Annotated in this window: 27 protein-coding genes; 14 read left to right on the forward strand and 13 right to left on the reverse strand. The window is 68.0% G+C overall.

All coding sequences use genetic code 11. The annotated features are described in order from the left end of the window. Window positions 1-486 precede the first annotated feature (486 nt). From AB0L57_RS30875 to AB0L57_RS30885, 3 genes are all read left to right on the forward strand, one after another. Window positions 487-3,036 (forward strand): ATP-dependent Clp protease ATP-binding subunit, encoded by a 2,550-nt coding sequence (locus AB0L57_RS30875; RefSeq protein ID WP_364969738.1) that lies wholly within the window; start codon window positions 487-489, stop codon window positions 3,034-3,036. Window positions 3,037-3,222: 186 nt separating this feature from the next. Beyond that, entirely contained in the window at window positions 3,223-3,426 is a 204-nt protein-coding gene (locus AB0L57_RS30880) for a hypothetical protein (RefSeq protein ID WP_364969741.1), read from the forward strand. 254 nt (window positions 3,427-3,680) lie between these two features. Continuing rightward, on the forward strand, window positions 3,681-4,325 hold the full coding sequence (locus tag AB0L57_RS30885; protein ID WP_364969744.1) for a vWA domain-containing protein: 645 nt from the start codon (window positions 3,681-3,683) through the stop codon (window positions 4,323-4,325). Between the two features lie 12 nt (window positions 4,326-4,337). Here the strand turns inward: AB0L57_RS30885 and AB0L57_RS30890 are convergent, their stop codons facing one another. Together AB0L57_RS30890 and AB0L57_RS30895 are read right to left on the reverse strand one after the other, a co-directional pair. Beyond that, window positions 4,338-5,003 (reverse strand): response regulator transcription factor, encoded by a 666-nt coding sequence (locus AB0L57_RS30890; RefSeq protein ID WP_364969746.1) that lies wholly within the window; start codon window positions 5,001-5,003, stop codon window positions 4,338-4,340. Between the two features lie 133 nt (window positions 5,004-5,136). Next, on the reverse strand, window positions 5,137-6,447 hold the full coding sequence (locus AB0L57_RS30895) for a sensor histidine kinase (protein ID WP_364969748.1): 1,311 nt from the start codon (window positions 6,445-6,447) through the stop codon (window positions 5,137-5,139). A 444-nt stretch (window positions 6,448-6,891) separates the two neighbouring features. Between AB0L57_RS30895 and AB0L57_RS30900 the strand changes: the two genes are divergently transcribed. The 3 genes from AB0L57_RS30900 (at window position 6,892) to AB0L57_RS30910 (ending at window position 9,195) form a co-directional block, all read left to right on the forward strand. After that, on the forward strand, window positions 6,892-7,839 hold the full coding sequence (locus AB0L57_RS30900; RefSeq protein WP_364969750.1) for an ABC transporter ATP-binding protein: 948 nt from the start codon (window positions 6,892-6,894) through the stop codon (window positions 7,837-7,839). Beyond that, on the forward strand, window positions 7,836-8,687 hold the full coding sequence (locus tag AB0L57_RS30905; RefSeq protein WP_364969752.1) for an ABC transporter permease subunit: 852 nt from the start codon (window positions 7,836-7,838) through the stop codon (window positions 8,685-8,687). The genes AB0L57_RS30900 and AB0L57_RS30905 overlap by 4 nt, the downstream gene beginning before the upstream one ends. A gap of 64 nt (window positions 8,688-8,751) precedes the next feature. Next, window positions 8,752-9,195 carry an OsmC family peroxiredoxin gene (locus AB0L57_RS30910; RefSeq protein ID WP_364969755.1) on the forward strand — a complete coding sequence of 148 codons (444 nt, stop codon included), beginning with the start codon at window positions 8,752-8,754 and terminating at the stop codon, window positions 9,193-9,195. A gap of 49 nt (window positions 9,196-9,244) precedes the next feature. Here AB0L57_RS30910 and mhuD read toward each other — a convergent pair whose 3' ends face one another. Then, complete coding sequence (mhuD, locus tag AB0L57_RS30915) at window positions 9,245-9,559, reverse strand: mycobilin-forming heme oxygenase MhuD (RefSeq protein WP_364969758.1); 315 nt, start codon at window positions 9,557-9,559, stop codon at window positions 9,245-9,247. Window positions 9,560-9,676: 117 nt separating this feature from the next. Between mhuD and AB0L57_RS30920 the strand changes: the two genes are divergently transcribed. The 3 genes from AB0L57_RS30920 to AB0L57_RS30930 all read left to right on the forward strand — a co-directional run bounded on the left by AB0L57_RS30920 (window position 9,677) and on the right by AB0L57_RS30930 (window position 12,981). Beyond that, a complete protein-coding gene (locus AB0L57_RS30920; protein ID WP_364969761.1) occupies window positions 9,677-10,444 on the forward strand; it encodes an alpha/beta hydrolase in 768 nt (255 codons plus the stop codon). Window positions 10,445-10,555: 111 nt separating this feature from the next. Continuing rightward, on the forward strand, window positions 10,556-11,725 hold the full coding sequence (locus AB0L57_RS30925) for an acyl-CoA dehydrogenase family protein (RefSeq protein ID WP_364969763.1): 1,170 nt from the start codon (window positions 10,556-10,558) through the stop codon (window positions 11,723-11,725). 428 nt (window positions 11,726-12,153) lie between these two features. Then, window positions 12,154-12,981, forward strand: coding sequence for an enoyl-CoA hydratase/isomerase family protein (locus AB0L57_RS30930; RefSeq protein WP_364969765.1), 828 nt, complete (start codon window positions 12,154-12,156; stop codon window positions 12,979-12,981). 9 nt (window positions 12,982-12,990) lie between these two features. On the opposite strand, the gene AB0L57_RS30935 is transcribed toward AB0L57_RS30930, so the two are convergent. From AB0L57_RS30935 to carD, 6 genes are all read right to left on the reverse strand, one after another. Continuing rightward, window positions 12,991-13,287, reverse strand: coding sequence for a DUF4190 domain-containing protein (locus tag AB0L57_RS30935; RefSeq protein ID WP_364969930.1), 297 nt, complete (start codon window positions 13,285-13,287; stop codon window positions 12,991-12,993). A 74-nt stretch (window positions 13,288-13,361) separates the two neighbouring features. Then, entirely contained in the window at window positions 13,362-14,330 is a 969-nt protein-coding gene (rlmB, locus tag AB0L57_RS30940; RefSeq protein ID WP_364969768.1) for a 23S rRNA (guanosine(2251)-2'-O)-methyltransferase RlmB, read from the reverse strand. Between the two features lie 81 nt (window positions 14,331-14,411). Then, window positions 14,412-15,797, reverse strand: a complete 1,386-nt coding sequence (gene cysS / locus AB0L57_RS30945) for a cysteine--tRNA ligase (protein WP_364969771.1) — start codon at window positions 15,795-15,797, stop codon at window positions 14,412-14,414. A gap of 225 nt (window positions 15,798-16,022) precedes the next feature. Continuing rightward, window positions 16,023-16,505, reverse strand: a complete 483-nt coding sequence (gene ispF / locus AB0L57_RS30950) for a 2-C-methyl-D-erythritol 2,4-cyclodiphosphate synthase (RefSeq protein WP_364969933.1) — start codon at window positions 16,503-16,505, stop codon at window positions 16,023-16,025. A 14-nt stretch (window positions 16,506-16,519) separates the two neighbouring features. Then, window positions 16,520-17,260 (reverse strand): 2-C-methyl-D-erythritol 4-phosphate cytidylyltransferase, encoded by a 741-nt coding sequence (gene ispD / locus AB0L57_RS30955; RefSeq protein WP_364969774.1) that lies wholly within the window; start codon window positions 17,258-17,260, stop codon window positions 16,520-16,522. Between the two features lie 8 nt (window positions 17,261-17,268). Then, a complete protein-coding gene (carD, locus tag AB0L57_RS30960; RefSeq protein WP_025346809.1) occupies window positions 17,269-17,757 on the reverse strand; it encodes an RNA polymerase-binding transcription factor CarD in 489 nt (162 codons plus the stop codon). Window positions 17,758-18,038: 281 nt separating this feature from the next. Between carD and AB0L57_RS30965 the strand changes: the two genes are divergently transcribed. The 3 genes from AB0L57_RS30965 (at window position 18,039) to disA (ending at window position 21,428) form a co-directional block, all read left to right on the forward strand. Beyond that, window positions 18,039-18,728, forward strand: coding sequence for a hypothetical protein (locus AB0L57_RS30965; protein WP_364969777.1), 690 nt, complete (start codon window positions 18,039-18,041; stop codon window positions 18,726-18,728). 80 nt (window positions 18,729-18,808) lie between these two features. Next, window positions 18,809-20,218 carry a DNA repair protein RadA gene (radA, locus tag AB0L57_RS30970; protein ID WP_364969780.1) on the forward strand — a complete coding sequence of 470 codons (1,410 nt, stop codon included), beginning with the start codon at window positions 18,809-18,811 and terminating at the stop codon, window positions 20,216-20,218. Between the two features lie 67 nt (window positions 20,219-20,285). Next, window positions 20,286-21,428 (forward strand): DNA integrity scanning diadenylate cyclase DisA, encoded by a 1,143-nt coding sequence (gene disA / locus AB0L57_RS30975; RefSeq protein WP_364969783.1) that lies wholly within the window; start codon window positions 20,286-20,288, stop codon window positions 21,426-21,428. Between the two features lie 6 nt (window positions 21,429-21,434). On the opposite strand, the gene AB0L57_RS30980 is transcribed toward disA, so the two are convergent. Together AB0L57_RS30980 and AB0L57_RS30985 are read right to left on the reverse strand one after the other, a co-directional pair. Then, entirely contained in the window at window positions 21,435-22,097 is a 663-nt protein-coding gene (locus AB0L57_RS30980; RefSeq protein WP_364969786.1) for a hypothetical protein, read from the reverse strand. A 147-nt stretch (window positions 22,098-22,244) separates the two neighbouring features. Then, window positions 22,245-22,868, reverse strand: a complete 624-nt coding sequence (locus tag AB0L57_RS30985) for a carbonic anhydrase (protein WP_364969789.1) — start codon at window positions 22,866-22,868, stop codon at window positions 22,245-22,247. Between the two features lie 99 nt (window positions 22,869-22,967). Here AB0L57_RS30985 and AB0L57_RS30990 point away from each other — a divergent pair, with 99 nt between their 5' ends. Then, window positions 22,968-23,837: an A/G-specific adenine glycosylase gene (locus AB0L57_RS30990; RefSeq protein WP_364969792.1), complete on the forward strand. Its 870-nt coding sequence runs from the start codon at window positions 22,968-22,970 to the stop codon at window positions 23,835-23,837. A 195-nt stretch (window positions 23,838-24,032) separates the two neighbouring features. Next, the gene (locus AB0L57_RS30995) at window positions 24,033-24,326 is read left to right on the forward strand and encodes a hypothetical protein (protein ID WP_364969795.1); all 294 of its coding nucleotides are present in this window, start codon (window positions 24,033-24,035) and stop codon (window positions 24,324-24,326) included. Here AB0L57_RS30995 and AB0L57_RS31000 read toward each other — a convergent pair. Both AB0L57_RS31000 and AB0L57_RS31005 read right to left on the reverse strand, forming a co-directional pair. Further along, window positions 24,289-25,230, reverse strand: a complete 942-nt coding sequence (locus tag AB0L57_RS31000) for a metal ABC transporter permease (protein WP_364969798.1) — start codon at window positions 25,228-25,230, stop codon at window positions 24,289-24,291. The two genes, AB0L57_RS30995 and AB0L57_RS31000, sit on opposite strands and share 38 nt — an antisense overlap. After that, the gene (locus AB0L57_RS31005) at window positions 25,227-26,021 is read right to left on the reverse strand and encodes a metal ABC transporter ATP-binding protein (RefSeq protein WP_364969938.1); all 795 of its coding nucleotides are present in this window, start codon (window positions 26,019-26,021) and stop codon (window positions 25,227-25,229) included. The genes AB0L57_RS31000 and AB0L57_RS31005 overlap by 4 nt, the downstream gene beginning before the upstream one ends. Between the last annotated feature and the right edge of the window lie 175 nt (window positions 26,022-26,196).

The raw sequence follows: 26,196 nt of genomic DNA on the forward strand, positions 1-26,196 counted from the left end.
CCACGATCGATGAACGCGGTGATCTGCGCGGCCGAATCGCGGGCACCGTGGAGCAAGCAGCGGTACCCGAACGGCGAGACTCAGGGGCCGCCAACCCCGCCGGAGCGAAGCGGAGGCAGAAAACACAGCTAATACCTGTGTGGGCAGTGCTCCCCAAGCAGTGCACCCCACCTCGCGGCACTGCCCACCCGGGCGCCCACGACGACCCGCCGCTGCGAACCCCGGACCGGCACCACCTCCACCCCGTTCGCTGTCGGCGTAGTCGTTCGGGAAACCTTCTGCGCTCAGTTCCGTTATGACTGAATGAGTCGTGTTGTCGCCGGTTCGCAATAGGGTGGACAGACGACGGCCGTAACCCCCGCCAACTAGAGTAGAGGCGGGGGATGCAACCCCAGGGCTTCATGGCAGGCTGGCGCCACAGGTGTGAAGCACGAAACACAGCAGCGCCGGATGCCGTAGATAGCGGAGCAGGAGAGTGAGGGAGCGATGTTCGAGAGGTTCACCGACCGCGCGCGGCGGGTCGTTGTCCTGGCCCAAGAAGAGGCTCGGATGCTCAACCACAACTACATCGGCACCGAGCACATCCTGCTGGGCCTGATCCACGAGGGTGAGGGTGTCGCGGCGAAGTCCCTGGAGTCGCTGGGGATTTCGCTCGAGGGTGTGCGCAGCCAGGTGGAGGAGATCATCGGGCAGGGCCAGCAGGCGCCGTCCGGGCACATTCCCTTCACCCCCCGGGCCAAGAAGGTGCTGGAGCTGAGTCTGCGCGAGGCGCTGCAGCTCGGCCACAACTACATCGGTACCGAGCACATTCTGCTGGGCCTGATCCGCGAGGGCGAAGGCGTCGCGGCCCAGGTTCTGGTGAAGCTGGGTGCCGACCTCAATCGAGTGCGTCAGCAGGTCATCCAGCTGCTGTCGGGCTACCAGGGCAGCAAGGAGTCGGTCGAGCCCGGTTCGCGTGGCGAGTCCGGCACCCCGTCCACCTCGCTGGTGCTCGACCAGTTCGGCCGCAATCTGACCCAGGCGGCGCTGGAAGGCAAACTCGACCCTGTCATCGGCCGTTCGAAAGAGATCGAACGAGTCATGCAGGTGCTGAGCCGCCGCACCAAGAACAACCCGGTCCTGATCGGTGAGCCCGGCGTCGGTAAGACCGCCGTCGTCGAGGGGCTCGCGCAGGCCATCGTCAACGGCGAGGTGCCGGAGACGCTGAAGGACAAGCAGCTCTACACCCTGGACCTGGGTTCCCTGGTCGCAGGCAGCCGCTACCGCGGTGATTTCGAGGAGCGCCTGAAGAAGGTGCTCAAGGAGATCAACACCCGCGGTGACATCATCCTGTTCATCGACGAGCTGCACACCTTGGTGGGCGCCGGCGCAGCTGAGGGCGCGATCGACGCTGCCTCGATCCTGAAGCCGAAGCTGGCCCGCGGTGAGCTGCAGACCATCGGCGCCACCACGCTCGACGAGTACCGCAAGTACATCGAGAAGGATGCCGCGCTGGAGCGTCGTTTCCAGCCGGTGCAGGTGGGTGAGCCGACGGTCGAGCACACCATCAACATCCTCAAGGGTCTGCGCGACCGCTACGAGGCGCATCACCGGGTGTCCATCACCGACGGTGCGCTGGTGGCGGCGGCGACACTGGCCGACCGCTACATCAACGACCGGTTCCTGCCGGACAAGGCGATCGACCTGATCGACGAGGCCGGCGCCCGGATGCGTATCCGCCGGATGACCGCTCCGCCGGACCTGCGCGAATTCGACGACAAGATCGCCGATGCCCGCCGGGAGAAGGAAAGCGCCATCGACGCGCAGGACTTCGAGAAGGCCGCGCGGCTGCGTGACAAGGAGAAGCAGCTCGTCGCCAAGCGTGCCGAGCGCGAGAAGCAGTGGCGTTCCGGTGATCTGGATGTCGTGGCCGAGGTCGACGACGAGCAGATCGCGGAGGTGCTGGCCAACTGGACCGGTATTCCGGTGTTCAAGCTCACCGAGGAGGAGACCACCCGTCTGCTCCGCATGGAGGACGAGCTGCACAAGCGGATCATCGGCCAGGAGGATGCGGTCAAGGCCGTTTCCAAGGCCATCCGTCGCACTCGCGCCGGTCTGAAGGATCCCAAGCGCCCCTCGGGCTCGTTCATCTTCGCCGGTCCGTCCGGTGTGGGTAAGACCGAGCTGTCCAAGGCGCTGGCGAACTTCCTGTTCGGCGAGGACGACGCGCTCATCCAGATCGACATGGGCGAGTTCCACGACCGCTTCACCGCCTCGCGTCTGTTCGGTGCCCCTCCGGGCTATGTGGGCTACGAAGAGGGCGGCCAGCTCACCGAGAAGGTGCGCCGCAAGCCGTTCTCGGTGGTTCTGTTCGACGAGATCGAAAAGGCGCACCAGGAGATCTACAACACCCTGTTGCAGGTCCTGGAGGATGGCCGGCTCACCGACGGTCAGGGTCGTACGGTCGACTTCAAGAACACCGTGCTGATCTTCACCTCGAATTTGGGGACATCCGATATTTCCAAGGCCGTGGGTCTGGGCTTCGCGCAGTCGAACAACGAGGGCTCGAACTACGAGCGGATGAAGCTCAAGGTCAACGACGAGCTGAAGAAGCACTTCCGGCCCGAGTTCCTCAACCGTATCGACGATGTGATCGTCTTCCACCAGCTCAACACCGAGCAGATCGTGGAGATGGTCGATCTGATGATCGGTCGCGTGGCCAACCAGCTGCGCAACAAGGACATGGAGATCGAGCTGAGCGACCAGGCCAAGAGCCTGCTGGCCAAGCGTGGTTTCGATCCGGTGCTGGGTGCGCGGCCGCTGCGTCGGACCATCCAGCGCGAGATCGAGGATCAGCTGTCGGAGAAGATTCTCTTCGGCGAGCTGGGCCCCGGTCAGATCGTCTCGGTCGATGTCGAGGGCTGGGACGGCGAAGGCGCCGGCGAGGACGCCAAGTTCACCTTCGCCGGTCGGGCCAAGCCCGCCAAGGCGGAGGAGGAGCCGGTGGCCGCGTTGGCCGGAGCCGGTGAGACCACGGCGGAGGCCTCGGGCGAGTAAGTAGTCCGAATCGGACCGAGAGTGCCGGCCACCCCACGCGGGGTGGCCGGCACTCCGGCTTTTCCGGGCCCACCGACGGGAAATCCGGTGGCGCACGGCGGCGCGGATACACCATCCTCGGGAGAACCCGACGAGAGGACGGTGACCGGGTGCTGACCGAGGCACAGCTCGAGGGATTCGTGAGCGGTGGGTGCCGCGCGGTGGGCTGGGGACCTTCCCGATCCGCTTTCCCATCCCTTCCTGGTACACGCCGCCCAGGCGCATCGGGGCACGAATCCGAAGTCCATGGCACAGCCGCCGCTCGAGCTGCGTGAAGAGTTCGAACTCGACCGGCCGGCCGGTGAGGATGTGGCGGTCGTGGCCGCTATCCGGCGGGGGCTCGCCGGATAGCGGCGATGGCTCAGCGGAGGTGTTCGAGGACGGAAAACGGTTGCGTGACATCGCCTTCGGTGGGACCGAGGTGAGGATGATGTCGGAGAATCCGGCTGCGGCGGTGAGCATTCGGGGTCCGGCCGTGGTGACCGGTACCGGTGGTGGCCCCGGGCCCTACGTATCGGCGCGCGGCCACAGTTCGCCCGGCCGGAGGTGTCGGTGCGGCGGCGTACGGTGGAGGGCGTTCGGGATATTCGACAGGGGGAGCGGAGATGACCAATCCGGATTCGACACTGATCGCGGTGCTGCTGGACCGTTCGGGTTCCATGCAGTCGATCAAGGCTGATACCGAGGGCGGCCTGGCCGCCTATTTCGAGGAACAGCGCACGGTGCCGAAGCAGATCCAGGTGACGTTCGCGCAGTTCGACACGGAATACGAGTGCCTGTACTCGAATGTGCCGATCGACCGCATCCCGGCGCCGGAACTACATCCGCGCGGCGGCACGGCACTCTACGACGCCCTCGGCAAACTGGTCACCGATGTGGGTTCCGAACTGGCGGCGCGGCCCGAATCCGAGCGGCCGGGCACGGTCATCGTCGTGGTACTCACCGACGGGCACGAGAATTCCAGCCGGGAATGGACCCATGCTGCGGTCCGGTCGCTGATCACTCAGCAGCAAGAGGTCTACAGCTGGGATTTCCTGTTTCTCGGCGCCAACATGGATGCGGTGCAGATCGGCTCGAGCATGGGTTTCGCGCCGAGTCAATCGATCACCTACGCGGCCGCGCCCGCCGGTGTGGCGGGTGTATTCGGCGCGGCGGCAGCGTATTCGGCGCGGCTGCAAGCCGATCCATCTGCCGCGCGTAGTGGCGGATTCACCGATTCCGAACGGCAGCAGTCGAATCCGGGTGAGTAGTGTCGGCTCGGGCTACTGCCAGCCGGGCCGGACGAGTCCGGACTCGTAAGCCATCACCACCAACTGGGTGCGGTCGCGAGCATTCAGTTTCAACAGTATTCGGCTCACGTGGGTCCGAGCGGTCGCGGGGCTCATGAACAGGCGCTTCCCGATCTCGGCATTGGTGAGGCCTTCGGCGACCAGGGTCATCACCTCGCGCTCGCGCTCGGTGAGCTCACCGAGGGGCGCCACCGGCGCGGGTTTGGCGTGGGTGGCGAATTCGGTGACCAGACGGCGGGTGACGCTGGGGGACAGTAACGCATCGCCCCCGGCCACCACCCGGACCGCCTTCACCAGATCCGCGGGCTCGGTGTGTTTGACCAGGAAGCCCGTTGCGCCGCAGCGCATCGCCTCGAAGACGTACTCGTCGAGTTCGAAGGTGGTCAGCACCACCACCTTCACGTCGGTGAGCGCGGGATCGGCGGCGATCTCGCGGGTGGCGGCCAGTCCGTCGAGTATGGGCATCCGAATATCCATCAGGACCACATCCGGATGCAGGTCCCGCGTCATCCGCAGGGCCTGCTCACCGTTGTCGGCCTCTCCGACAACCCCGATACCGTCCTGAGCATCCAGTAATGCGACGAAACCGGCGCGCACGAGCGCTTGGTCGTCTGCGACCAGAACACGGATCTCGTTCACGAAACCTCCTGCACAGCAGAATATTCGGTTGGCACGGACGCGTCCGGCGCCGAATCGATTCCCGCGGCGAGCGGTGCTGTCCTATCGCCGCCGGACCAGCACGTACGCACCGGTCGACCTGCCCTGCCGCCGGTCATTCTCGCTCCGGTGGCTCCGAAGGCCGGGGATGAGGCGTCTGCTCACCGGTGCCGCCCTCGTTGTTTCGATCCGGTGGGGCCGACGGCAGATTGGCGCCGTTGTGTCCGCGGTCATGGACCGGTGCGCTCGTCGGAATCGGGAGCCGTGCCTCGACCCTGAACCCGCCGTCCGCGCGCGGTTGCGCGGATACTTCGCCTCCCAGTGCGTGGGCGCGTTCGCTCATCCCCGGAATCCCGTTTCCCCCGGCGGTTGTGGATGACTGTGCAGAATTCCGCGGGCGATCGTTGTCCACAGTTATGCACAGGTCGCCCGGTGAATAGGCGACGGCGACAGTCGCTTCCGCGCCCGGTGCGTGGCGGAGCACATTCGTGAGCGACTCCTGCACGATCCTGGCCGCGGCCACGTCGACCACCACGGGCAATCGCCGGGGCGAACCCGAGATATCGGTGTGTACGACGGTCCCCGCGGCGCGGGTGGGTGCGAGCAATGATTCCAGATCCGAGATTCCGACCGCGGGACTCGTCGGTGCCACAACGGTTTCCGCCCCCGCGCGAATGGACCGCAACAGGCTGTGTACCTCACCCAGCGCGTCCCGGCTCACTTCCTTGATGGCCGACAAGGCAGTCGAGGCCTGCTCGGGCTTCCGGTCGAGCAACTCCAATGCGACCGAGGACTGCACATTGATCAGCGACAGGCTGTGCGCGAGGACATCGTGCAGTTCACGGGCGATGGCGAGCCGCTCCTCGGCCGCGCGCTGTTCGCGTTCGGCCAGCTCGCGAGCGCGTTCAGCCGCCTCGTTGCGGCGTGCCGCCTCGATGCGCTGGCGCCGGGCAGTACGTACCGAGTGCCGCTGCCGGATCCCCTCGGCGATCGCGATCAGCACCATCAGCCAGGCCAGGATGCCGATGACCGGCCAGCCGCCGGTGTCGTGCCCGCGCAGCGCCGGCCCCGGCCACACCATGAGCAGATAACCCAGCGGGACCAGGGGATAGGTGTACCAGCGTGATCCTCGGGCCGCGGCGGTGAGGAAGGCGATGATCAGCGAGACGAAGATCGGCCCGTAGCCGTAGCCGGCCAGCAGATAGCCGGCGGTGATCGCGAGGACGGCGACGAATACCGGGCGCGGGTAGCGGTGCCGCAGCAGCAGGAACGCCGGTCCCGCCACCAGCAGGGCGTAGCCGATTCCGTCCAGCGGGCGCACGCCGGTCTGATGCGCATTGGCCGCGTGCCCGGCACCCACCTGGATACCGGCGACGAACACCGCCAGCACCACATCCCGGCCGGAGGGCCACCTGCTCGACTCCACAGTCGAACGGTAACCCGCTGGATGGGCCGCCGGGAGGGTCCGCACGGCGAATTACGTCCGGATACGTACGGCGGACCGGGCCCGGCGGCGGATGTATCGGCGCTGGTCGTAGCGGATGGTCGAGATATGAACAGATCGAATTCCGGGAACCAGGGTGTGCCACCGGCACCGGCCCCACCGCGGAGGAACCCGGACCCCGGCGGGGATTCCGACGCCGACTACCACCGGAACTCCGGTCGGACGACCGATCCGATGGGCGGTTCGGCGGCCGCCGTCGCTCGAGCCCGTGGCGGCTCGGCCCCCGATTCGCCGCGACCGGCCGAATCATCCGGGTCCTCGGACAACGCAGCGCGGGCGTCTGTGATCGCACCGGTGGGTGCCGGAACCGATGCGTCAGCTGCCGCGCGGACCGATGTGGCAGTCGGCGTCCGGACTGTTTCGAGCGTGCCGGTGGGTGCCGGCGATGTCGTGCGCACCGCCGAGCTCACCAAGCGGTACGGCGACCACACCGCGGTCGACGCGGTCGCGATGACCGTCCGGCGTGGCGAGATCTACGGCTTCCTCGGGCCGAACGGCGCGGGTAAGACCACTACGCTGCGGATGCTGGTCGGCCTGATCTCGCCGACTTCCGGGACCGCGACGGTGCTGGGCCGGCATCCGGGTGAACCGGAGGCACTGCGCCGCATCGGCGTCCTGATCGAAGGCCCGGGCTTCTATCCCTATCTGTCCGGCCGGGACAACCTGCGGGTGCTGGCCCGCTATCGCCGGATCGCGTCCGGGCGCACCGTCGGTTCCGGGCGACGTGACCGGTTCGCGGAGGTGGAGGACGTGCTGGCGCGGGTCGGGCTGGCCGACCGGGCCGAGGATCGCTTCCGCACCTATTCGCTCGGCATGAAACAGCGCTTGGGAGTCGGCGCGGCCCTGCTGGGCAGGCCCGATCTGCTCATCCTCGATGAACCGACCAACGGCCTGGATCCGGCCGGCATGTCCGAAATGCGGGAACTGATCACGGGTTTGGCCGCCGACGGGCACACCGTCGTGCTCTCCTCGCATCTGCTCGGCGAAGTGCAGGAAATATGCGATCGGGTCGGCGTCATCTCCGGTGGGCGGCTGCTCACCGAATCGACGGTCAGCGAATTACGCGGTGCGGCAACAATTCTGGTGCGTGCCGAACCGATGGAGAAGGCCTATCCGGCGGTGCGCCGGGTGGTGGGCGATCACGCCGCGATGCTGACCGCCGCCGGCATCAGAGTCGATGCCGGGAGGGCAACGGCGCCCGCGGTGGCACGTGCGGTGATCGAGTCCGACGCGAATCTGCTCGAGCTGCGGATCGACGAGAGATCGCTGGAAGAGGTGTTCTTCGAGATGACGAAGCAGGAGAATCCGATATGACCGCCGATGTGATCGCCTGTGCTCGAGCGGAATTCGCCCGTCTGCGAAAGTGGCCGGCGTTCTGGATCGTGCTCGGCACCTGGATCGTGCTGAATCTCGTCTTCGCCTATCTATTCAACTATCTGGCCTACACCTCGGGTAGCGGGTCCCGGATGTCGAACGGCCGGCCTCGCGAGGTGCTGCTGCAGCTGATGCTGCCGGCCGCGGTGCCGGAGGTCTTCACCCAGGGCATGGCCATGTTCGGCGGTGCGCTCATGCTGGCGCTCGGCGCGCTGGTGGTGGGCAGCGGATATGGCTGGGGCAGCTGGAAGACGGTGTTCACCCAGGGGCCCTCTCGTACGGCGGTGGTCGGCGGCACCGTGCTGGCCCTGGTCACGGTGGTGGTGGCGCTGGTCGTCACGGCATTCGTGGTCGATACCGGGGTGGCCGCCGTGATCGGTGCGGTCGAACATCAGTCGCTGTCGCTGCCCACAGTCGGGCGTGCCGCGCTCGGACTCGGCACCGGTGTCGTGATTCTGGGGATGTGGACGCTGGCCGGTGCGCTGATCGCGGCGCTCGCGCGCGGGCCGGCGCTGGCGGTCGGCCTGGGACTGGTGTGGGTGCTGGTCGTGGAGAATCTGTTGCGCGGCGTCGCCGCGATCTTCTCGCCGATCCGCGCCGTCACCGACCATCTCCCGGGCACCGCGGCGGGTTCACTTGCAGGTGCCATGCGTGCGGTGGGTGGTTCGGCCTCGCCCGGTGTACTCGACATCCTGTCGCGCCCCGCGTCGTTCGCCGTTCTGGTCGGCTACATCGTCGTATTCGCCCTCGGCGCAATCACTTTGCTGGTCCGCCGGGATATGGCCTGACCGCTCGCGGGGGCGGAGTAGGTTCGAGACGACGGAAACCCCATCACCCCATGAAAGGACAACGATGCCCACACGTAGTGCACGGACCGCGTGGACCGGCGGCCTGCAGGACGGCTCCGGACAGGTCGAACTGGCGAGCTCCGGCGTCGGAAAATTCGACGTCTCGTTCCCCAAGCGCACCGCCGACACCGCCGAGGGCGCCACCAGCCCCGAGGAGCTGATCGCGGCCGCGCATTCCTCCTGCTACGCGATGGCGCTGTCCGGCCAGATCGGTGCCGCCGGTGGCACGATCGAGAGCCTCGATGTCAATGCCGATGTGACGCTCGGGCCGGATCCGGCCGGAGGCTTCCGGATCTCCAAGATCGTGCTGACGGTGCGTGGCCGGGTCGCGGGCATCGATGCGGCGGCGTTCGACCAGGCGGCACAGGGCGCCAAGGCCGGCTGCCCGATCAGCAAGGCGCTCGCGGGCGTCGACACCATCGAACTCGACGCCGCACTCGAGAACTGAAGTCCGCTACCGGCGGCCGGTCTCGTGACGAGACCGGCCGCCGGTGACGTCAGTCGGCGGACTTGCCCGCTACGTCGAGTACGACCTCGAACTCGAGCAGCGACGCACCGGTGGCGACGGGCTGGCGCGCCTGGCCCGCGTGTGCCTCTTTGGCCGGTCCGTCCCGCCATGCCGCGAAGGACTCTTCCGAATCCCACTGCGTCACAACGAAATAACGATTGTCACCGGCGACCGGGCGCAGCAACTGGAAGCCCAGGAAACCGGGCGAATTCTCCACCGCGTGGGCACGATTGGCGAACCGTTTCTCGAGTTCGGGTCCGGCTCCCTCGGGAACCTCGATCGCATTGATCTTCACAACAGCCATGAGCCCAGGCTAATGGGGCAGAGGCGAAGGCGGCAGCGGGCCTGACCCGGGCGGGCTTCCTGTCGGCCGGCGTCGGTACTGCCTGATCGTCGCGTCCGGCACGTATCGTCGGAGCCGATGTTGTACGACGAGGGCGGCACCGGGGTGCCGATTCTGTTACTGCACGGTCTGATGGGTAGCGCGCGGACCTGGGCGGAGCACGTGCCGTGGTTGCGCGAGCACGGCCATGTGTACACCTTCGACGCCGCCGGGCACGGTCGCCCGGCTCCGGCACGGCCGACCACCGAGGACTTCGTGGCCGATCTCGCCGCGGCCACCGCGGAAATAACCGAACCCATGATCGTGATCGGTCATTCGATGGGCGGGCTGCACGGCTGGATGTTCGCCGCCGCCCATCCCGAGCGGGTGCGTGCGCTGGTGGTCGAGGATATGGCGCCGGATTTCCGGGGGCGTACCGCGCAGCACTGGGCGGAGATGATCGCCGCCTGGCCCCAGCCGTTTCCGGATGCCGAGGCGGTACTCGACTTCTTCGGCCCGGTCGCCGGTCACTACTTCCTCCACTCGTTCGTTCTCGGATCCGACGGTTACCGGCTGCACGGATCGGTCGACACCTTCCGCGATATCTCCGAGGAGTGGGGCACCCGCGATTTCTGGGCGCAATGGCGTGCGGTGCGGGTCCCCACACTGCTGATCGAGGGCGAATTCACGATCACTCCGGCGGGTCAGATGAAGAAGATGGCGGGCGCGCGGCCGGATGTGCGTCATCTGGTCGTCGACGCTGCCGGGCATCTGGTCCACGATGATCAGCCGGTGGTCTATCGCGCCGAAGTCGAGCGGTTTCTGCACGAAATCGCCGGTTCTGCGGCGGGTGGCGGCTCGGGGTAGCGCGTGCGCCGCGGTCGGCGGTCTCGGTATCGCGGGTATTGCGGGCGGTTGTCGTCAGTCTCGTCCCGGGCTCGACGTATGCTCCTCTCAGGCCCCGAACAAAGGTGAATGATGATTAACTTCTCGATACCTGCCGACCTCGCCGCCGAACGCGATCGGATTCGCCGGTTCGTCACCGACACGATCGTTGCCTTCGAGCGCGACCCACGCCTGACCGCGCACGGCCCGAACGACGAGTTGCGCCAGGAACTGGTCGAACTGGCCCGTGCCGAGAAGCTGCTCACCATCCAGGCCCCCGAGGAATTGGGCGGGCGCGGGCTCACCCATGTCGAGCAGGCCGTGCTGTACGAGGCTGCCGGCTGGTCCACCCTCGGCCCGGTCGCGATGAACTGCGCCGCCCCCGACGAGGGCAACATGTTCCTGCTGTCCAAGGTCGCGAATCCGGAGCAGACCGATCGCTTCCTGATGCCGGTGATCAACGGGCACCAGCGCTCGGTCTTCGCGATGACCGAACCCGGCGGCGCCGGATCCGACCCCGGTCAGCTCGCCACCACCGCCACCTTCGACGGTGAGAACTTCACGATCAATGGCCGTAAATGGCTGATCACCGGGGCCGACGGCGCCAAGACCTGGATCGTCATGGCCAAACTCGAAGCGAACCCGCATCTACCGGAAGGCCCGACGCTGTTCCTCACCGAGGGCGATACGCCGGGCATCGTCATCGAACGGACCATGAACACCATGGACCGCAATTACGTCGGTGGCCACGGCGTGGTGCGTTTCGAGAATCTGGTGCTGCCGAAGGAGTCGCTGCTCGGCGAGAGCGGTCAGGCGCTGCGTTACGCCCAGTTGCGGCTGGCCCCCGCCCGGCTCACGCACTGCATGCGCTGGCTCGGAGCCGCCGAGCGGGCCCAGAGCATCGCCGTCGAGCACGCCAAGACCCGCACCGCTTTCGGCAAGCCGATCGGTGAGCACGAGGGTGTGTCGTTCATGCTGGCCGACAATGAGATCGCCCTGCACCAGTGTCGCCTGACCATCTGGCACGCCTGCTGGCTCATGGACCAGGGCCACAAGGCCCGACATGAGAGCTCGATGGCGAAATCCTATGTGTCCGAAGAGCTTTTCAAGGTCGCCGACCGGTGCGTGCAGGTGCTGGGCGGTATCGGCATCAGTGACGAGACCGTGGTCGAGATGATCTTCCGCGATATGCGCGCCTTCCGCCTCTACGACGGGCCCACCGAAGTCCACAAGTGGGCGATCGGCCGCCAGGTTCTGCGCTAGCGGACCGGCCTACCAGGCGGTCCGGATGCCACCGAGGTGCGGCAACGGTCCCGGCTCCCACGGCGGTAGCGGGGGAGCAGTCCGAGATTCGGCACCGGAACGGGCGGCGGTGGAGTGTGTTCCGGGAGGTTCGGGTTCGCTGTGACGTGATCGCCGAACCGGGCTGCCAGAACTCCCCCGATGAAGGTCGGCTCGCCCCGCTGCTCGGCGGCGCGTTGTCGACGTCGAGTTCGAACCCGGTGCGCAACGTGGTGTGGCAGGCTCCGGGGACTCGCGGGCGGATCGGAAAGGCATTCGATCGGAATCGGCGGGCCGACCCAGCGGTGTCCTCCGCGAGCCTCGGCGGGATGGCCCCGCATCCGATCGTGGTGTCTCCGGCCCCAGTATGGTGGGCGGGAAAGATTGCCCAGAACCTAGGAATGTGCCGCATGAGTTCGGAACTGCAGGTCGATGTCTCCGCCGGAGTCGCGGTTCTCACGCTCAATCGCCCCGCTCAGCAGAACGCCATGACCCCCGGGATGGCCGAGGCCCTCGGGACGGCGCTGCGGCGGTGCGACACCGAGGACTCGATTCGCGCGGTGGTGATCACCGGGACCCCGCCCGCCTTCTGCGCGGGCGCGGATCTGTCCAGCCGGGTCGGCGATGTCAGCGCCACGATCGATCCGCCGCCGTGGCAGATTCGCAAGCCGGTGATCGCGGCCGTCAACGGCCACGCGGTGGGCATCGGGTTGGCGCTGGCCCTACAGTGCGATCTGCGCTACATGGCCGCCGATGCGGTCTATGGGCTCAATCAGGTCCGGCGTGGCGTGATGGCCGACGGATACGCCCACTGGACGCTGCCGCGGCTGGCGGGTATGGCCAATGCCGCCGACATCATGCTCACCGGCAGGACGTTCGACGGTGACGAGGCCCGGCAGATGGGTGTGGCCAACAACAGCATGCCCGCCGGCGAGGTGCTGCCGACCGCTCTGGCCGTCGCCCACGACCTGGCCGCCGGATCGGCGCCGCTGCCCACCGCGCTGTCCAAGCGGCTGCTGTGGGAAGGGCTGGGAATGACCCCGGAGGCGGTCGGCCGTCTGGAGACCGACCTGCACGGCATCGTGGGTAACAGCGCCGACGCCGCCGAGGGGATGGCCGCATTCCGCGACCGCCGTGCCCCGAAGTGGTCAGGCAGTATCAGCGCGGAGTGGCCGACGGGCGAGTTGTCGCCGGGGCAACACCCCGGACTGGATGTCAGCGGCTCCGAGCAGGGTTAGGCGCGGCCCTCAGCTTCCGCTGATCAGCATCAGCAGGAAGATGCCGGCGACCAGCACCATCATCACCGTGCCGACGATGCCGAGCACATAGCCGACCAGGACCTGGGACCGGCCGCCGATCGTGCCTCCCGACATCTCGATCTGATCGAGCGCCCGCTTGCCCATCACCCAGGCAACCGGACCCAGTGCGCCACAGCAGAGCAGGCTCAGCACACCGACCAGCAGGATGGTCGTGGCATGCGGATGTTCGACCGGATTGCCGGTCGGCGGCTCGGGCAGGGAATCCCAGTAATCGGGCTGGTACATGGCCACTCGCCCGATTTTACGTCAGATGTGCCGAAAAGCGCGGTGTCACGGTAGTTTCGGCCGCGCCGCCCGCATCACCGCCGCTGGCGGGCGATGTCGGCGAGGACCACGCCCGCGGCCACCGAGGCGTTGAGGGATTCGACGGGCCCGGCCATCGGAATGCTCAGGACGCTGTCGCAGGTCTCGCGGACCAGACGGGACAGGCCTTTACCTTCCGAGCCGACGACCACGACTGTCGGTGTGGTGCCGTCGAATTCGTCGAGGACCATGTCGCCGCCCGCATCGAGGCCCACGACCTGCACGCCGGTCTTGGCCCAATCCTTCAGTGTGCGAGTGAGATTGGTGGCGCGCGCCACCGGGAGGCGGGCCGCCGCACCGGCGCTGGTACGCCACGCCACCGCGGTGACGCTGGCGCTGCGCCGCTGCGGGATCACCACGCCGTGGCCGCCGAACGCGGCCACCGAGCGGATCACCGCGCCCAGATTGCGTGGGTCGGAGATGTTGTCCAGTGCCACCAGCAGCGGTGCCGTTCCGGAGGCGCGAGCGGAGTCGAGCAGATCGTCGGGGTGGACGTAACGGTAGGGCGGCACCTGCAGAGCCATCCCCTGATGCAGCCCGTTGGTGCTCATCCGGTCCAGATCGACGCGGGAAACCTCCAGGATGGAGATGCCGGCATCGGCGGCGCGCTGCACCGACTCGCTGAGCCGGTCGTCGTTCTCGGTGCCGAGCGCGACATACAGCGCGGTGGCGGGAACCTCGGCGCGCAGGCATTCCACCACCGGATTGCGGCCGAGCACCAGTTCGGGACCGTCGTCGCTCTTACGGGTGCCGGGCCGGGGACGACCGGAGCCCTGCGTGGACTTGGCGGCCTTCGCCGCCGCGGCGGCCCGCTTGGCCGCGGGGTGGTACTTGCGCGCCGAGGCGGGCGGGGTGGCGCCGCGTCCCTCCAGCCCGCGACGGCGCTGACCGCCGCTGCCGACCGTCTGGCCCTTCTTGGTGCCGCCCTTGCGGATTGCGCCTCGTCGCTGCGAATTTCCTGCCATCAGTGTGCCTTTCGTGGGGGTTGCGACACCCGCACCCGATCAGCAGGCTTCGCTCGGTCATTCATTCATTTGCTCGGTCATCTATTTGGCCAGCGACCAGTCCGAGCCGCCGGCGGTGTCGACCACATCGATGCCCGCCGCGCCGAGCCGGTCGCGTACGGCATCGGCGGTGGCCCAGTCCTTATCGCTGCGCGCCTGCTGGCGGCGCTCGAGTTCGGCACGAACCAGCACGTCGAGTGCTGATTCGGCCGCCGAGGAATCCGACGGCGCCGCCCAGTGCGTATCCAGCGGATCGACGCCCAGGATCGCGAGCATCGCCCGCACCTGCCCGGCGGCCTCGCGGGCCGCTTCGCTCTCACCGGCTTCCAGTGCCCGGTTGCCCTCGTGGACGACGCGGTGAATTTCCGCCAGTGCCTTGGGAATCGCGAGATTGTCGTCGAGTGCCTCGGCGAAGGTGTCGGTCCATTTGCCGACCGTGATCTCGCCGACCCGCTCGACGGTGCGCTGCACGAAGGCCTCGAGCCGCTGATAGGTCTGCGCGGCGTCGCTCAGTGCCTGATCCGAATATTCGAGCATCGAGGCGTAATGCGCGCTGCCCAAATAGAACCGCAATTCCACGGCGCGGACCCGGGTGAGCATATTCGGCACCGAGAGGGTGTTGCCGAGTGATTTCGACATCTTTTCCCCGCCGAGTGTCACCCAGCCGTTGTGCAGCCAATAACGGGCGAATCCATCACCTGCGGCGCGTGATTGGGCGATTTCGTTCTCGTGGTGCGGAAATACCAGATCCATACCGCCGCAATGGATATCGAATTCCGAGCCGAGGTAGAACTCGGCCATCGCCGAGCATTCCAGATGCCAGCCAGGACGACCCGGGCCCCAGGGGGACGGCCAGGTCGGCTCACCGGGTTTGGCCGCTTTCCACAGCGTGAAATCGCGCGGATCGCGTTTACCCACACCAGCGCTCTCGCCCTGTTGCACATCGTCGATCCGGTGGCCGGACAACTCGCCGTAGGCCGGATAACTGCGGACGTCGAAATACACATTGCCGTCGGCCGCATACGCGTGGCCACGGTCGATGAGCCGCGCCATCAGATCGACCATCTGGGTGATGTGCCCGGTCGCGCGCGGTTCCACCGACGGCGGCAGCACGCCCAATGCCTCGTAGGCGCGATCGAACGCGCGCTCGTGGGTCGCGGCCCACTCCCACCACGGCCGGCCGGCCGCGGCCGCCTTGGTGAGGATCTTGTCGTCGATATCGGTGACATTTCGCACGAAGGCCACGTCGTAGCCGTTCGCGGTGAGCCAGCGGCGCAGTACGTCGAAGGCGACGCCGCTGCGGACGTGCCCGATATGTGGTTCGCCCTGCACAGTGGCGCCACACAGATACACCGAGGCGTGTCCGGGGACCAGCGGGGTGAAATCCCGCAGGGTCCGCGTCTCGGTGTCGAACAGGCGCAGAGTCACGACCAGCCATCCTAAGGCTTGTTGAGAAACGGAACGATCGGGCCCCTCCTATCGTCCACGGTGCATCGAATGTGCGGGACCGCGGGTCCGGAGGGGTTTTCACGAAGTGGATTTCAGTGCGCGATATCCGGAGCGGATTCGATATCGGTTGGATCCGCGCGCCGCAGTATCGGTGCGCGGATCCGTGAATCGGGCTGCCCGGATTCGCGGCCGCACTCGATGTGCTTACGAAGTGCTACATCGGCCGTCGTGCAGCAGTAATGCGGTGGCGACGGCCGCGATGCCCTCGCCGCGGCCGGTCAATCCCAGGCCGTCGGAGGTGGTTCCGGAGACCGATACCGGTGCGTCGAGCAATTCGCCCAGCACCTTCTGTGCCTCCGGCCGCCGCGGCCCGATCTTCGGCCGATTACCGATGACCTGCACGGCCGCGTTCACGATGCGATATCCGGCGGCCTCCAGCAGTCGGCGCACCTCGGTGAGCATCGCGGCACCCGAGACGCCCTCCCATTCGGGACGGCCGGTGCCGAACACCGCGCCGACATCGCCGAGGCAGGCCGCCGAGAGCAGCGCGTCGCAGAGGGCGTGTGCGGCCACATCGCCGTCGGAGTGGCCGGCGCAGCCGTCGTCACCGTCGAACAGCAGCCCGGCCATCCAGCACGGCCGACCGGCTTCGATCGGATGGACGTCGCTGCCGATGCCGGTGCGCAGCGCGGTGAGATCGGTCATCGGGGCACCACCTGGGCCGATGCGGCCTTCTCATCGGCCGCCGACTCGGCGACCAGGGCGTTCGCCAGTCGCAGATCGAGTTGATCGGTGATCTTGAACGCCAGCGGGTCGCCGGGAATCACACGGACGGTCGCGCCGAAGGCCTCGACCAGCCCCGCATCGTCGGTGACCGGGAGATCCACGGCGTAGGCCGCGCGCAGCAGCTCCGCGTCGAAACCCTGCGGGGTCTGGATCGCGCGCAGGCCGGCGCGGTCGGGAGTCCCGGTCACATCACCGGCCGCGCTCACCGACTTGATGGTGTCGGCCACGGCGATGCCCGGGACGACCGCGTGGCGGCCGGCGGTGAGCTCGGCGGTGACACGGGCGATCAGCGCCGGTGGCGTCAGGGCGCGGGCCGCGTCGTGCACGAGGAAGTGGGTGGCCTCGGGGGCGGCGGCCATTCCGGCGCGCACCGAATCGGTGCGCTCGGCACCACCGGCCACCACATCGACCGGTAACGAGCCGACCGCGGGGGCATGAGCGGTCAGCAGTTGTCGCGCCGCATCGATCATCTCGATGGGCGCCATGATCACGATGCGGTCCACGACCCCGGACGCGATCAGGCCGTCTACTGCGCGCGCGAGCATGGGACTGCCGCCGACCGGGACGAATGCCTTGGGTGTGGACTCACCCAGGCGAACGCCACGACCGGCGGCAGGAACCAATGCCACAACGCGACGAGAGGCGTCGAGCGTCAAGACTGCGGTCAGGAAGCCGCGGCGAGAACCTCGTCGAGCAGGGTCTCGGCCTTGACGTCATCGGTGCCCTCGGCGAGTGCGAGTTCACCGACCAGAATCTGACGGGCCTTGGCCAGCATCCGCTTCTCGCCGGCGGACAGGCCGCGGTCCTGCTCCCGACGCCACAGGTCACGGACGACCTCGGCCACCTTGTTCACATCGCCGGAGGCGAGCTTCTCAAGGTTGGCCTTGTACCGCCGAGACCAGTTCGTCGGTTCCTCCGTGTGCGGAGCGCGCAGTACCTGGAAGACTTTGTCGAGGCCTTCCTGGCCGACGACGTCGCGGACGCCGACATATTCTGCGTTCTCTGCGGGAACCCGAACGGTGAGATCGCCTTGTGCGACCTTCAGGACCAGATACTCTTTCTGCACACCCTTTATGGTGCGAGTCTCGATTGCTTCGATCAGCGCCGCTCCGTGGTGGGGGTAAACGACGGTGTCTCCGACCTTAAAAATCATGTGTCCCGTGCCCCTTTCGATGTTCACAGTTTAACATGCGACTCGATAACGCCGCGATCAACGGCGCAGGTCAGGGCCACAACAGGCCGACGGTGGGGCTTGACAGATCGCGATGCGTGTGCATCTCGTTGCGGCAGAAGGGGATACAGAGCTCACGGGGGCTCATGGGCCGCGGCGTGACACTACACCGGACCGGTCCGCACCGACCACCCTGCGAACTACTACGCTGCCTACTACTACTCTCCATCGTGGAGTGAGCCGGTCGACATGGAGGACAACCCGTGACTGCCCTGAAAGCCACCACAGCGTCGAATGCGACCAAGGTGTCGCGGCGCGCCCTCGCCGTTGCCGCGCTGGCCACCGGTGCGGCCCTGGCGTTGTCCGGATGCGGCGCCGGTCAGATCTCGCAGACCGCGCATCAGGTGGCCGCGGTGAACGGGAATGCCGCCACCATCGGGAACATGGCGCTGCGCGATGTGCGCATCCTGCTGCCGCAGTCCGAGGAATACACCAACGCCAAGGGCGGTAAGGCCGTGATCGCGTTCAGCGTGATCAACCAGGGCTCCGCTCGTGCCGACGAGCTGGTCAGCGTCACCAGCGATCTCGGCCAGGTGAAGATCACCCCCGAGAAGCCGCAGCTGGCGCCGGGGCAGACCGTGGTCGCCGCCGGTCCCGCCGCCACGGCCGGCTCCGCGCCGACCTCGAGTGCCGCGCCGACCTCCGCTCCGGAGCACGGCGCCACCGCGAACGAAGAGGGCGCGGGTACCGCCGATCAGCCGGCCGACCCCGACGCGCACCCGATCCTGGTCGAGGTCACCGGCCTCACCAAGGATGTCGTGGCGGGTCTGACCTACGGTGTGACCTTCAACTTCAAGGACGCCGGCACCGTCGCCGTGCAGGTGCCCGTCGACGCCGGCCCGGACACCCCGCGTCACGAGTCGGCCACCGTCGCCGAGCACAAGGGGCACTGAGAGCCGGGGCCGACCCCGCTGCCCGTGGTTTCGGTGTCGGGGATATCGGTCCTGTCGCCGGGGCTGGCTAGGCTGCGCACGTGGCCAAGGTGAAATCGCTCTACCGGTGTTCGTCCTGCGGTAACGAGGTTGCCAAGTGGGTGGGGCGATGCCCGGGGTGCAGTGAGTGGGGGACCGTCGACGAGGTGGCGGTGTCCGCTGCCTCGCGATCGAGTTCCGCATCGGGTGCCGCCGGTCGGCGCGCACTGCTTCCCTCCACAGCCGCCGCACCCATCTCCACCATCGATTCGAAGGTCACCCGGGCCCGGCCCACCGGTGTCGCCGAATTGGATCGGGTACTGGGCGGGGGCGTGGTGCCCGGTTCGGTGGTGCTGCTGTCAGGTGAGCCCGGTGTCGGTAAATCGACACTGCTGCTCGAGGTCGCCCACCGGTGGGCGCGGCAGCGCGAGGAACGGGCGCTCTATGTCACCGCCGAGGAATCGGCCGGGCAGGTCCGGCTGCGGGCCGACCGCACCGGGGCGGTGCACGAAAGGGTCTATCTCGCAGCGGAATCCGATCTCGCCACGATTCTCGGCCATATCGACCAGGTCCAGCCGACGCTGCTGGTCGTCGATTCGGTGCAGACCATGCTGGCCGCCGACGCCGACGGTGTGATCGGCGGGGTGACCCAGGTCCGGGCCGTCACCGCCGCGCTGACCTCACTGGCCAAGGCCAGCGGTATCGCGGTGCTGCTGGTCGGGCACGTCACCAAGGACGGCAACGTCGCCGGGCCGCGCACCCTCGAACATCTGGTGGACGTGGTGCTGCAGTTCGAGGGCGACAAGCACTCCACTCTGCGCATGGTGCGCGGTATCAAGAACCGCTTCGGCAGTGCCGACGAGGTGGGCTGTTTCGAACTGCACGACGACGGGATCGCCGGAGTCAGCGATCCGTCCGGGCTGTTCCTGCACCACCGGGCCGATCAGGTGGCGGGTACCGCGATCACGGTCGCGATGGACGGTAAGCGCCCGCTGCTGGGCGAGGTGCAGGGACTGACCGTCGCCACGCAGGTGCCCGCGCCGCGCCGCGCGGTCAGCGGGCTGGACTACAACCGGGTGTCGATGGTGCTGGCGGTGCTGCAGAGCCGCTGCGGGGTGTATCTCGGCAAGCACGACGTCTACGCCGCGACGGTCGGCGGTATGCGACTGACCGAACCCGCCGCCGATCTGGCGGTGGCCGTCGCGATAGCCGGTTCCGAACGTGACATTCCGCTGCGTGCCGGCATGGTGGTGCTCGGTGAGGTCGGCTTGGCCGGTGAAGTCCGGCGCGTCACCGGGGTCGGGCGTCGGCTGCGCGAGGCCGAGCGGCTAGGTTTCACGGAGGCGTTGGTACCGCCGGGTACCGATCTGTCCGGTATCACCATGAAGGTGCACGAGGTCGCGAATGTACGTGCGGCACTTGCCTCGAGTGGTTTGTCCAAGCGACGACGCGAGCATGTGGAGGCATCGTGAGCGACACTTGCGCAGCTGCTTGCGAGGCCGACCGGGTGCGGGTGTCCCGCAGAACGCAGGAGGCGGAATGATCCCAGGTCGTTGGGTGACCCACCTGCTCGGTCGGCCCGTACCGCGCGCGCGGTCGACCGCCCCGGCGGAGGCCGGTGCCGCCGAGGAACCGGACCCGGCCGCCACCATCGCGCGGCTGGTACCGGGGACCGAACTGCGCGACGGTATCGACCGGATCCTGCGCGCGCGTACCGGCGGCCTGATCGTGCTCGGTCACGACGAACGCCTGGAACGGATCTGCGACGGCGGCTTCGAGCTCGATGTGGACTTCTCGCCGACCCGGCTGCGGGAACTGTCGAAAATGGATGGCGCCGTGGTGCTCTCGACCGACGGCACCCGGATCCGACGCGCCAATGTGCATCTGGTTCCCGATCATTCCCTGCCGACCGCCGAATCGGGTACCCGGCACAAGGCCGCCGAGCGGACCGCGGCGCAGACCGGATTTCCGGTGGTGTCGGTGAGCCGTTCGACCGGCATCGTCACGGTGTACCTCGCCGGCACCCGGCATCTGATCCAGGCCTCCGAGACGATTCTGGCGCGCGCCAATCAGGCGATGGCGACCCTCGAGCGATATCGCTCCCGCCTGGACGAGACCACCCGGCAGCTGTCACTGGTCGAGCTGAACGACTGCGCCACCCTGCGCGATGTACTCGCGGTGGTGCACTGTCTGGAACTGGTGCGGCGGGTGGCCAGGGAGATCGGTTCCGATGTGGACGAACTCGGTGTGGACGGGCGGCAACTGGCGTTGCAGCTGGCCGAACTGGTCGGCAACACCGATATGCTGCGCCGATTGCTGGTGCGCGACTATCTGTGCGGTGAACCGGCCGGGAACGCGGAACTCGACCGTGCCCTGGCCGGTCTCGACAACCTGCTCGAGGTCGATCTGCTGGAGCTGACCAATCTCGCACCGCCGCTGGGGTTTCCGGCCACCCTCGACGCGCTCGACGCCGCGGTCGGACCGCGGGGATACCGGGTGCTCGCCGAGATCCCGCGAGTGCCGCTGCTGCGGGCCGAACCGGTGATCGCCGCATTCGGTTCGCTGTCGGGGCTGGTGTCGGCGAGCGCCGCGGAAATCGAGGTGGTGAGTGGTATCGATACCGAACTCGCTCGCCAGATCCGGGAGGGTCTGGCCCGGCGCGCGGAACCCGGCACGGTGTGAACCGGATCAGGCGATATTGAACGTCTCGGGCGCGCTGCGTACCGAACCGAACTGCGCCACCACGGCATAACCACCGGCCGGCACCGGAACCCGATCACCGGCGCACCCCGGCTGCGAGGTGGTGGCCGACCAGGTCAGGGTGAACGCGGCCTGCTGCCCGCCGTTGAGGGTGCGCACATCGGCCGGACCGCCCTCGTCGCAGTCGGTGCTCGACCACAGCCGACGCTGCCCGTCCAGCGATTGCACCCACACCTGCTGCAGTCCCGACCCCATGTCGCGGGTGCAGGCGGCGGTGGAGATATTGGTGATGACGACGGTGAACACCGGCTGCTCACCCGTCTTGTAGGTGGGCTGTCCGACATTCGACTTCAGCGCGATGGACTGATCCGGGCATTGTGCGGGGGTCCCGTTCGCGGTGGAGTTGACCGTGCCCGAGGCGGGGGGCCCGGACGGGGAGGGTTTCGCACTGCTGGGACCGGAGGTGCCGGTGGCCGCTGCCGAGGTGGAGGCGGCCGCGGCCGCCTTGGGATCCTTGTCGCCCCCGCCACCGCGCAGCAACAACATCGCCAGCCAGATGACCAGGGCGAGCGCGACGATCAGCGCGCCGATGGCGAGCAGGCGGCGACGCCAGTAGATCTCCGGCGGGAGCGGTCCATTGGGTTCCAGCACGGAAACAACGGTAAGTCCACGATCGGGCCGTCCCCTTCAGGTACGCGGCGTGTCGGCGCCGAATCGGCGGTGACGCCGGGTACATTTCGCGCCGCTCACGACGATGTTCGTGAGCGGCGCGGTCGCCTGGGCGGGAAGGACTGGGGCTCAGACCGTTTCGCCGATATCGCCGATGACCTGGTGCAACTGGGCGCGGCCGTCCGCGAGCTTGTAGTTCACGCACGCGATGGCGCAGCGTCCGGACTCCACCCGATCGGACACGATCTTCGAACGCTGGGTCAGCAGCCGCGCGGTCTCCTGCACGTGCCGGGCCTCGAGTTCGTCGACCTCGCTGAGGCCATCGCGGCGACCCGTGAGGATGGACGGAGTGACCCGCTCGACCACGCTGCGGATGAATCCGCCCGGCACATTGCCGTCGTCCAGCGCATCGATGGTGGCACGGACCGCGCCACAGCTGTCGTGTCCGAGCACCACGATCAGCGGCACGTTGAGGATCTCGACGCCGTATTCGATCGAGCCGAGGACGGATTCGTCGACGACGTGACCGGCGGTGCGGACCACGAACATATCGCCGAGGCCCTGGTCGAAGATGATCTCCGCGGCCACCCGGGAGTCACCGCACCCGAACAGGATCGCTCGGGGATGCTGGCCGGTGACGAGTTTGGCGCGGTCCGCGGCGCCCTGACCGGGATGCTGCAGGGTGCCGTTGACGAACCGGTCGTTACCCTCACGGAGAGACTTCCAGGCACTGATCGGGTTGGTATGAGGCATGCGTCCCATTTTCCATAGGTTTCCCACTACCGGCGAGTCCGCTCGGGTTACAGCCGGGCAAACAAGCACCGGCCGTGCGGCCGAAACCGCGGTGAAGGGGTGAGCGTGGACGCCGATGTTCTGATCGATTGGTACGGCGCCGCGGCCCGTGACCTGCCATGGCGCCGTCCCGAGGTGAGCGCCTGGCAGATTCTGATGAGCGAGATCATGCTGCAGCAGACGCCGGTGGTCCGGGTCGAGCCGATCTGGCGGGAATGGGTGGACCGCTGGCCGGTTCCGTCCGCGATGGCCGCGGCGTCACCGGGGGAGGTGCTGCGGGCGTGGGGCAAACTCGGCTATCCGCGTCGGGCGCTGCGACTGCACGAGTGCGCCCGAGTGCTCGCGGCCGAGCACGGCGACGTCGTGCCCGACGATGTGGAGGTGTTGCTCGGACTGCCGGGCATCGGCGCGTACACCGCGCGTGCGGTGGCCTGCTTCGCCTATGGGCAGCGGGTTCCGGTCGTGGACACCAATGTCCGCCGGGTCGTCGCGCGGGCCGTGCACGGCCGGGCGGAGGCCGGTAATCCGCGCTCCCGCGATCTGGCCGAGACCGAGGAACTGCTGCCGGTGCGGATCGACCGGGCGGCGGTGTTCTCCGCCGCGCTGATGGAGCTCGGCGCGACGGTGTGCACCGCGCGCACGCCGGACTGCGACGGCTGCCCGCTGCCGCGCTGCAGCTGGGTCGCCGCGGGCCGCCCCGCCTCGGATGTCGTGCGCCGCACCCAGAAATACGACGGCACCGATCGGCAGGCCCGCGGCCGGCTGCTGGATGTGCTGCGCGGCGCGACCGGTCCGGTCGAACGGGTGGCTCTCGACATGGCCTGGACCCGGGACCCGGGCCAGCGGGATCGAGCGCTGGATTCGTTGCTGGTCGACGGGCTGATCGAGCAGACCGGCGACGGACTGTTCGCCCTCGCCGGGGAGGGCTGAACGCGGTCTGTGGACCGGTGCCGGTCGGCACGGGCGGTGCCTCGGTCGGCGAGAGCGGAACGGGCGAAGGCGGCGGGGCGATGAACGAATTCCCAGTACCGGCGGCGAATTACAGTTCGGCGCGTGAGGCTGCTGCTGGATTGACCGTTCGTTCTCGCTTGGATCTATGTCCTGACCTCGGTCGTTCTCGGGCCGGTGATCTATCTGGGCGGCTACACCCTCTTCACGCACGGGGTCGGCGACTTCTGCGACGGGATCAACGGCGGTGACGCCGCCCGCGAGGAGGTGTTCCGGCGCGCGCAGATCTTTCAGGTGACAGGCGCGGTCGTCATGCTGGCGGCCGGGCTCGTCCTGCTGATCCGGTTGTGGACGCATCGCGATCGGCTGCGCTGGTACTTCACCGCCACGAGCGGCGCGGCGATCATGTTGATGATGGCGGCCTTCGGCCTGCTCATACTGGCGTCCGGACCGGGCGGTCAGAGCTGCTAGGAATCGCGTCCAACGGGACGGCCGCTGCGGTACGCGCCGCGCGACGCCGGGCGTCGGCGACCGGACGGCCGACGAACCGGCACAGCAGATAGATCACGAACGAGATGGTCGTGATGAAGGTCGAGACCGGCACACCGGGCGCCAACGATGCCAGAATGCCCCCGACCGCGGCGATCTCGGCGAAAACGACCGACAGCACCGTCGCCCGCAGCGGGCTCGCGGTGAGCTGCGCGGCGGCCGCGGCCGGGGTGATCAGCAGCGACAGCACCAGCAGCGCACCGACGATCTGCACGCCGAAGGCCGCGGTCACGCCCAGCAGCACCGCGAACACCACCGACAGCGCGCGCACCGGAACTCCGCGCGCCACCGCCACCTCCGGGTCGGTGCTGGCGAACAGCAGTGGCCGGTAGATGAACGCGAGCACCAGCAGCACACCGATCGTGCACAGCGACAGTGAGGTCAGGCCGTTGCCGCCGACGCTGACCACCTGCCCGGTCAGCAGCGAGAACTTGGAACCGGCGCGGCTGGGCCCCAGCCACAGGAACAGCACCGACAGGCCGAGGCCGAACGACATCACCACCGCGATCACCGAATCGCGTTCGCGCGCTTTCGAACCCAGCAGTCCGAACATGACGGCCGCCACCACCGAACCCACGATGGCGCCGGCGCCCACTCCGATTCCCACCAGCAGGGCCGCGGCCGCGCCGGTCAGCGACAACTCGCTCGTGCCGTGCACCGCGAACGACATCTGCCGGTTCACCACCAGCGGCCCGATCACACCGGCGAGCAGGCCCAGCAGCGCCGCGGCGATCAGGGCCTGCTGCACGAAGTCGTAGGACAGCAGATCCGCGGTGGTGGTGAAGTCGAGCATCTTGCCGAACACATCGGAGAGCTTCTCGTTCACAGTCCGGCTCCCTCACCGTGATGGGTGCCGAGCGCATCGATCTCGTCACCGGTACCGACGACCACCAACCGGCCGCGTACCCGCAGCACGTCGACCTCGGTGCCGTACAGCTCCGACAGCACCGCCGAGGTCATCACCTCGTCCGGGGTGCCGATCCGGAACTTGCCGTCCACCAGGTAGAGCACCCGATCGACCAGCGGCAGAATCGGATTGATCTCGTGGGTCACGAACAGCACCGCGGTGTCGTGGGTGCGGCGGCGACGATCGATGAGCTCGGATACCAGCCGCTGATTGGCCAGATCGAGGCTCAGCAGCGGTTCGTCGCACAACAGCACCCGCGGATCTCCGGCCAGCGCCTGGGCCACCCGCAGCCGTTGCTGCTCGCCGCCGGACAGCGACTCCAGCGGTGCGGTCGCGAAGCGCTCGGCACCGACCTGCGCGATGGCATCGGCGACCCGGCGGCGGCGCGCCCCGCGCCCGCGCCAGCCCAGGCCCCAGCGATGGCCGTCCACGCCAAGGCCGACCAGGTCGACGCCGCGCAACTGCACGCCCGCGTCGATCGTCTTCTGTTGTGGCACATAGCCGATTCGCGGATTGCCCAGCCGCGCCGGTGTCCCGGCCACTTCGACGGAGCCCGCGCTCGGCGTGAGCTGCCCCAGCAGCATCCGCAGCAGGGAGGTCTTCCCGGAACCGTTGGGGCCCAGCACCGCGACGAATTCACCGGGTGCGATGTCGAGGTCGAGCCCCTGCCACAGGGTGCGAGGCCCGAAAGCCAGGCCCGCGCCCCGCAGGGATACCGCGGGGGCGCCCGCCGCGCGAACCTCGGTGGCCGCCGCGGGATCGGTCGATGTTGCCGCCGGGTTCGTCACAGCTGTCGCCGGTTGTGTCGCGGTCGTCGCCGGTGCGCCGTCCGGATCGCAGAACGAGCAGTCCGCATCGTCGAAACGGGACGAGCTCGCACCGGAA

Source organism: Nocardia sp. NPDC052254, assembly GCF_040679495.1.
In the GTDB taxonomy this organism is placed as follows: Bacteria; Actinomycetota; Actinomycetes; order Mycobacteriales; family Mycobacteriaceae; genus Nocardia.

Excerpts from the sequence above, each read along its gene's own strand:
- AB0L57_RS30875 (WP_364969738.1), top strand. The coding sequence starts at position 487 with ATGTTCGAGAGGTTCACCGACCGCGCGCGGCGGGTCGTTGTCCTGGCC.
- AB0L57_RS30885 (WP_364969744.1), top strand. The coding sequence starts at position 3,681 with ATGACCAATCCGGATTCGACACTGATCGCGGTGCTGCTGGACCGTTCG.
- AB0L57_RS30905 (WP_364969752.1), top strand. The coding sequence starts at position 7,836 with ATGACCGCCGATGTGATCGCCTGTGCTCGAGCGGAATTCGCCCGTCTG.
- AB0L57_RS30910 (WP_364969755.1), top strand. The coding sequence starts at position 8,752 with ATGCCCACACGTAGTGCACGGACCGCGTGGACCGGCGGCCTGCAGGAC.
- mhuD (WP_364969758.1), bottom strand. The coding sequence starts at position 9,559 with ATGGCTGTTGTGAAGATCAATGCGATCGAGGTTCCCGAGGGAGCCGGA.
- AB0L57_RS30920 (WP_364969761.1), top strand. The coding sequence starts at position 9,677 with ATGTTGTACGACGAGGGCGGCACCGGGGTGCCGATTCTGTTACTGCAC.
- AB0L57_RS30925 (WP_364969763.1), top strand. The coding sequence starts at position 10,556 with ATGATTAACTTCTCGATACCTGCCGACCTCGCCGCCGAACGCGATCGG.
- AB0L57_RS30930 (WP_364969765.1), top strand. The coding sequence starts at position 12,154 with ATGAGTTCGGAACTGCAGGTCGATGTCTCCGCCGGAGTCGCGGTTCTC.
- AB0L57_RS30935 (WP_364969930.1), bottom strand. The coding sequence starts at position 13,287 with ATGTACCAGCCCGATTACTGGGATTCCCTGCCCGAGCCGCCGACCGGC.
- rlmB (WP_364969768.1), bottom strand. The coding sequence starts at position 14,330 with ATGGCAGGAAATTCGCAGCGACGAGGCGCAATCCGCAAGGGCGGCACC.
- carD (WP_025346809.1), bottom strand. The coding sequence starts at position 17,757 with ATGATTTTTAAGGTCGGAGACACCGTCGTTTACCCCCACCACGGAGCG.
- disA (WP_364969783.1), top strand. The coding sequence starts at position 20,286 with ATGATCCCAGGTCGTTGGGTGACCCACCTGCTCGGTCGGCCCGTACCG.
- AB0L57_RS30985 (WP_364969789.1), bottom strand. The coding sequence starts at position 22,868 with ATGCCTCATACCAACCCGATCAGTGCCTGGAAGTCTCTCCGTGAGGGT.